The following is a 5551-nucleotide window of genomic DNA, read 5'->3' as shown; positions in this document are numbered from 1 at the left end:
GACCGGTGTCCTTCACTCCTTGATCCAGCAACGACAGCAGCAATGGAAGCGCGACTTGATGACATTGTGAGTGGTCGAGCCGGTGCTGATGAAATCATCCAGGAGATCTGCAGCTCTGCGAAGACGGCAATTGATGTTCTGGACGGGCAGGGGGCAAAGCTCGACATTCAGCGAAAACCGAGCCCAGCCATGGTCAAAGCAGCTAAGGGTAAGGCAGAGCGTGAAGGCAAGCGTCTGACCCGCGCAGATCTGGCAAGCTATGACACGTTGCGGGCTTATCTGGGACCAATGAAGGAGCGGGCAGGGGAGCCATCCGCTCCAAGCCCTGCGCAGCTCAAGTTGGGAATGACGATAGCCGAACGTTTGGGACAGCCTCTTCCTGATGAAGCCAAAAGCTCAGCAAGGGCTCTGAGCAGCTGGATTGACGCGAATAATTTTGCCAGTGAGAGCCAGATGAAGTGGATCTGCAAGTTCGTTGAGGAAGGCAAAATCAAGAAACCTAAAGGCTATCCGGACAAGGTATCCCCCAAGGTTGCCAAAGCCCTACTAGACAAAATGTTCAAAAAGAAACAGCGGCGAGACTAACAGGGGTTATGGCAACATAACTTAAACATCAGTCTGCGATTAATAAACCATCGCTATTTAGTATTCACAATGGTTGCCATTCTGCACCCCTAAAACTTATTTTTCTTCTTGTCGAAGACAGCGGGGAGACCGCGAAGCGGCTTTGGTCCTTGCTCCAGCGATGGGGCGAAGCCCCTTTTGAAAGCAGCAGGGCAGGGGATAAATCACTCCAAAACCCATCAAAGCAACCACAGAAATTCAGCTCGCCAATCTCTTAAAAGTTCACAACTGTGAACTTCTCACAAATAACTCATATAATTCAGTAAGTTACAATTTTTCACATTATTATGTGCCACTAGCGAGTCCAAAAACAGATTTTTGAAGATGCAATTTACCATCGTTAGCTCTGTCGATCATTGCGCGGAAATACCCTCCAGGGCGAGCAATTGCGTCCGGATCTCTCAACGCTTTTTCGGCAACAACAACAAGGCAAGCCGCTGACAAATGCCGTCCTTGGGAAACACACGCAGATTGCCAAGCTGCTTCAGACAAACCAATCAAATGTCTCAGATCCTCGGTACGATCTAACAAGCCATTCCAACTTGAAAGTTCGAGCTGTAATGTTTCTTTTACATCTGAGCATGCGCTTTCAAGAAGCCCAATGGATACACCTGAAAGGTTCGTTGAGGGCAGTTGGTTGAGTTCACTAGTCTTGAAGGACGTTCTTAATTCATCTGAAGTTGCTTGCTTGCCAGCAGCGGGTGCATCAGGCTTTTTTTCAAAAGCCATTTCAACATTGCGGTAGCAATTGTTGTCAGTACTTAAATCTAAGTGTGGCTCGTGAGAGCCATGCCGCTTGTCTATTACTATTTTATCAATATGTGATGGTGTTGTATTAGATATAGCAACGCCATTTATGTCACCCTCGGACGACATATTAGCTTCAATAATAAGCATCTGCTCATAAATTGCTTCAACGACTTGTGCTCTCGCAAACACATCAAGTTGCTGGCACAATACATCCTCCAGCTTTCTCATAAATGGTACAGCCTCTTTACCAATTAGATCTGCCAAATCCTTTGCAGCCCGTGTTCTGGATGTAATCAGACGCCTTGCCTGCTTTTCAAACTTCAAACGCTCTTGAAATGCGGCTGCTTTGCCTTCAAACTCAAGGAGATTGTTGCAAGCTGGAGTGAGATCCAGGCCGAAACCATAATCAATTGCTCCGCTCTGGTCTCGACAAACAAACCTACGACCATTTGGGCTATCCGCGTATGCCAGGATACCTGCTTCTACCAAGCGCTTGATGCACCTGCTGACCGTGCGAGTAGAGCGCATAGTGTACTCAGCAAGCTTTTCATTCGAGATTGCAACCATAGGCTTCTTACCCGCTTTCAGATCGGCTTCTCGTACCAATCCAAGCAGAATATCTAAGATATGATAAGTGCTTCCAGAGATCTTAAGAGCTGGTGCAACTCGCTTGAGTGTCATAGCCAGATCCTTCTTAGGCACACTTTCATACAGCGGTTCACTAGCTAAACGTTGACTAGCAATGATGGCTGGGTTGATTTGCCTGAATGAGGCGATGGATTGAGCGAGCATAGCGAGCCTTTTTCCGCAGAATGCTGCAGATTACTGCATGTTAGTTTTGGCTCAAAACGGCGCAGAAAATCATTCCCTCACCAAAAAAGTGGGGTTGTATATTTTCTTCGAACGCTCTACAAAGAAATTGCTACATTACTTCGAAGCGCTGATTGCGTTTTGAATTTGATTTGGGCCTGCCTAGTGCAGGCCTTTCTCTTTTCTAAATCATGTTTCCTCTTTCTTCAGCTCATCAAATCTCTTCACCAGTTCCGGAAGCTGATCGATCAGGTACTCACCAAAGTCCCGCCCCAGCTCTCCATTCCAAACGAAGGAAGCTCCCTTGGCAGTGTTCGAATATTTCGCGAGTTCGCCACCAGAGAAGGGGAGGGTAGATGGTTCTTTTTTAGTCGAACGCTTTTCTTCCGCGAAGTTGTTTTGAGCCGCTTTTAACACCAGCCGAAAACGTTCATCGCTGTCACTATTACGCCATTGCGTAGAGATCTTGATAGGATTCAGCAACTTTGCCAGCTTTCCAGCATGGGCAGGTTTGCGATCTATGAGCTCACCCAACTTCATCCAACTTGGACGACCAATTTTAGGAGCTGGACCAATAGCTTCAATAACATCTGCTGGAACAAGGCTTGGAACTTTTAGGTAGTTGCTAAGCGTTCCCTTGGATCTAGCGCCAATTGCACGAATAACTACCTCAGACGGATAGTCTTCCTTTAGCCTAGCAGCAAATAACGCTGTCTCAATAAACGAGAGGTTCTTTCTCTCATGGTTCTCTTGACCCTGCGCTATTACTAGTTGCTCGTTGGACAGATCCTGGACAACAGCCTTAAGCATGACGTCTAGCTCAAGACATGCTTTCCAACGACGATGACCGTAAGCAATTTGAAACTTGTCCGGTGCTCCCATTACAGGACGGACCAACACAGCTACTTGTTGACCATCTTGTTTGATAGACACTTTAAGCTGTTCAAAGTCCTCGTCATGATCGGAGGGTAACCGGTCTTGAACGATAGATGGGATACAATTGTGTGGATCAATGCTTTGAACCTGATCTCGACTAACAACACCATTAGTCCTGCCAACCTCTGAAAGCGCATCTGTCATCAAGCCCAATGGGCTGGTTCTGCTGACTTTAGTCTTAGTGCTTCCGCTTGGTGCGGGGCTAGGATTTGTCGGTTTTGACACATCTCCACTGATAATGGAGTTCAACAGCTTTCTGCTTTCACTACGCTTAGTTGTCATAATCTACCCCATCCGCGCAAAATGATTTTTTCAATTTCAGCATTTGCTTGATTCATGAACTCGATTGCACGGTCGTATGTCTTTGGATTGAACTGATTTCGATCAGATTCATAAAGTGTTAGCTGACGGGTTCTGGCTTCCTCAACTGCAGTCGTATTAACCATCGAATGGTCCAGCACGTTCTTCAGATAGGTGCGTAGAATTTTCGAAACGTCATTTTGTGGCGTACTCGCTGTGTTGAAGCGAGTAATCAAATAATGCAGCGTTTTATCAGTGATGTACTCTGGCCCTAAAGCTCGCTTGATCGCCGCTTCGTACTGTTCTTGGTGCGTAATAGAGGTCATCAAATACTGGGCCATGGATTCACAATCTAGCATTTGTGGCTGGATAGTGAGGAGCAAATGATTAGACGCTCCAATGGCAGCATTCGATAGATAACCTAAGTTTGGAGCTGTATCACAAACCACAACATCATACTGATCTTGAACGTCAGTCAACGCAGCCTGAAGGCGCAAGAAATATAGCCTTTGAAGTGACATCCCTCGCATCTTTACCCTCAGACTATCAACCTCTTGAGACAGGCGTTCAAACTCTGAGCGAGGCAAGTTGCCAGTAGCCAAACTGTTTTCCAACTCAGCTAAACGAAGGCGCATCTCGCGCTCTTCTTCCATCGTTGAAGTCGTCACGCGTGGAGCATCAAACTCCCAGTCAGCGACCCACAAACCACTCGGCACGATATCTAAGTTTTCAAAGTAGGTCTTTTGCGCAACTTCAGACATAGGGCGAGGGTTGTCATACCGAATAGCTGCATAAAGGCTTTGATCATGTGTAACACGTTCCGGAACGATACCCATCATTCCACTGGTAGATCCCTGCGGATCGAGATCTGCTAAGAGAACTCGATAGCCTTTTAAGGCAAGATATTGAGCAAAGTGAACTGCTGTTGTGGACTTAGCAGAGCCACCTTTGAAGTTTACGCAGGAAATAACTGCAAGCTCTTCATCGTCTCTACGACGAGGATCGTAGAGACGCGCTTTTTCATCATTCGTTGTCTTCTGTGCAAGATGCTGACGTACCGCATTAATATCCGCGAGCGTATAAAAACGTTGCTTAGACTTACCTACCAGCTCGGGAGTGAGGCCTAACTCGTCAGCATGATTATTGAAATGAGCACGAGATACGCCAACCCAACTGGCAGCTTGAACAGTCGAAAACCGTTTTAATGTCTTAATGGCAGCAGGAGGGAAATAAACTTCCGACATGCTTGCCAAAACACCCTGCAGCGCCTCATGATCAGCACGCATGTGCTTCAAAATGTTGGAGTCGTGATCAATCTCAGTGTTCATAAATCAATTTCCAGATCGCAATGGCAACAATGCTGTTTCTCAACATTTACCTACAATCTAGTAAAATCAATAAAGAAAAGGTTAATTCACGTTAAGAATATCTCAAAATACGGGAAAAGCATGGAAATGTAGATAATAAACAGAGATTATCGACCAATTTTCATCTCTGTCTCCACGAAGTCTAGCAAGTTCTAGAGACAAACAGAATCGCATACGCTATCTGAAACGCCATCTTAGAAACTATGTTTATTCTTTCTCCTGATAATCTCAGCTGGGCCGAATTAGGAGAGTACCCAAAAGTGTGATTTGTAAAGAGTAGATAAAGGCTATGGAATAGCTTTGTTCTAAAATCTGGCCACATTCGGAGCTATGTGTTCGTAGGGCCTTTATGTAGGTTTCGTCGCACCGCCAACTGCAAGAGGATGGACCACGCCATTGCCAACGTAGTCGCTTTTCTATTTCCGGGGCATACCTTTGGACCCATCTGTAAATCGTGGCATGGTCAACGCGAACGCCGCGCTCTGCCATCATTTGCTCAAGGTCTCGATAACTGATGCCGTATCGGCAATACCAGCGAACCGCCCACAATACCACTTCACCACTGAAATGACGGCCTTTGAAAGCACTCATGAAATCCCCAAACCAACATCAAACACAGTCTCATCGCAAAGCTTGATGATTTTTGCAAGAGAGCCCTTTTGAGTGGGCTCTCCTGCCATTTTGTAGAAAACTAATCAGACGTATTTTTCATAGCCTTGCAGATCCAGAAACAACCGCTGGAATATCGTTTGAGTATTGAACAG

Annotated in this window: 4 protein-coding genes and 1 pseudogene; 1 reads left to right on the top strand and 4 read right to left on the bottom strand. The window is 46.1% G+C overall.

What is annotated here, in order from left to right:
• The coding region (locus tag PPL9_RS32250) for a hypothetical protein (RefSeq protein ID WP_200962027.1) at positions 1 to 585 on the top strand (585 nt) is incomplete at its 5' end.
• A 324-nt stretch (positions 586 to 909) separates the two neighbouring features.
• Here the strand turns inward: PPL9_RS32250 and repC are convergent.
• The 4 genes and pseudogenes from repC to PPL9_RS31010 form a co-directional block, all read right to left on the bottom strand.
• Positions 910 to 2166 (bottom strand): plasmid replication protein RepC, encoded by a 1257-nt coding sequence (repC, locus tag PPL9_RS00955; RefSeq protein WP_057460893.1) that lies wholly within the window; start codon positions 2164 to 2166, stop codon positions 910 to 912.
• A 207-nt stretch (positions 2167 to 2373) separates the two neighbouring features.
• The gene (repB, locus tag PPL9_RS00950; protein ID WP_057460892.1) at positions 2374 to 3402 is read right to left on the bottom strand and encodes a plasmid partitioning protein RepB; all 1029 of its coding nucleotides are present in this window, start codon (positions 3400 to 3402) and stop codon (positions 2374 to 2376) included.
• A complete protein-coding gene (locus PPL9_RS00945; RefSeq protein WP_057460891.1) occupies positions 3399 to 4748 on the bottom strand; it encodes an AAA family ATPase in 1350 nt (449 codons plus the stop codon). Before PPL9_RS00945 ends, repB begins: the two co-directional genes overlap by 4 nt.
• 384 nt (positions 4749 to 5132) lie before the next feature.
• Positions 5133 to 5378, bottom strand: a pseudogene (locus tag PPL9_RS31010) (IS6 family transposase); the annotation flags it as partial.
• Between the last annotated feature and the right edge of the window lie 173 nt (positions 5379 to 5551).

This window comes from Pseudovibrio sp. POLY-S9 (assembly GCF_001431305.1).
Classification (GTDB): Bacteria; Pseudomonadota; Alphaproteobacteria; order Rhizobiales; family Stappiaceae; genus Pseudovibrio.
Note: the sequence above shows the minus strand (reverse complement) of the source record. Positions and strands in the feature narration are given on the sequence as shown.

Bases quoted from the DNA above. Each gene is read 5' to 3' on its own strand.
- PPL9_RS00945 (WP_057460891.1), bottom strand. From the start codon at position 4,748: ATGAACACTGAGATTGATCACGACTCCAACATTTTGAAGCACATGCGT.
- repC (WP_057460893.1), bottom strand. From the start codon at position 2,166: ATGCTCGCTCAATCCATCGCCTCATTCAGGCAAATCAACCCAGCCATC.
- repB (WP_057460892.1), bottom strand. From the start codon at position 3,402: ATGACAACTAAGCGTAGTGAAAGCAGAAAGCTGTTGAACTCCATTATC.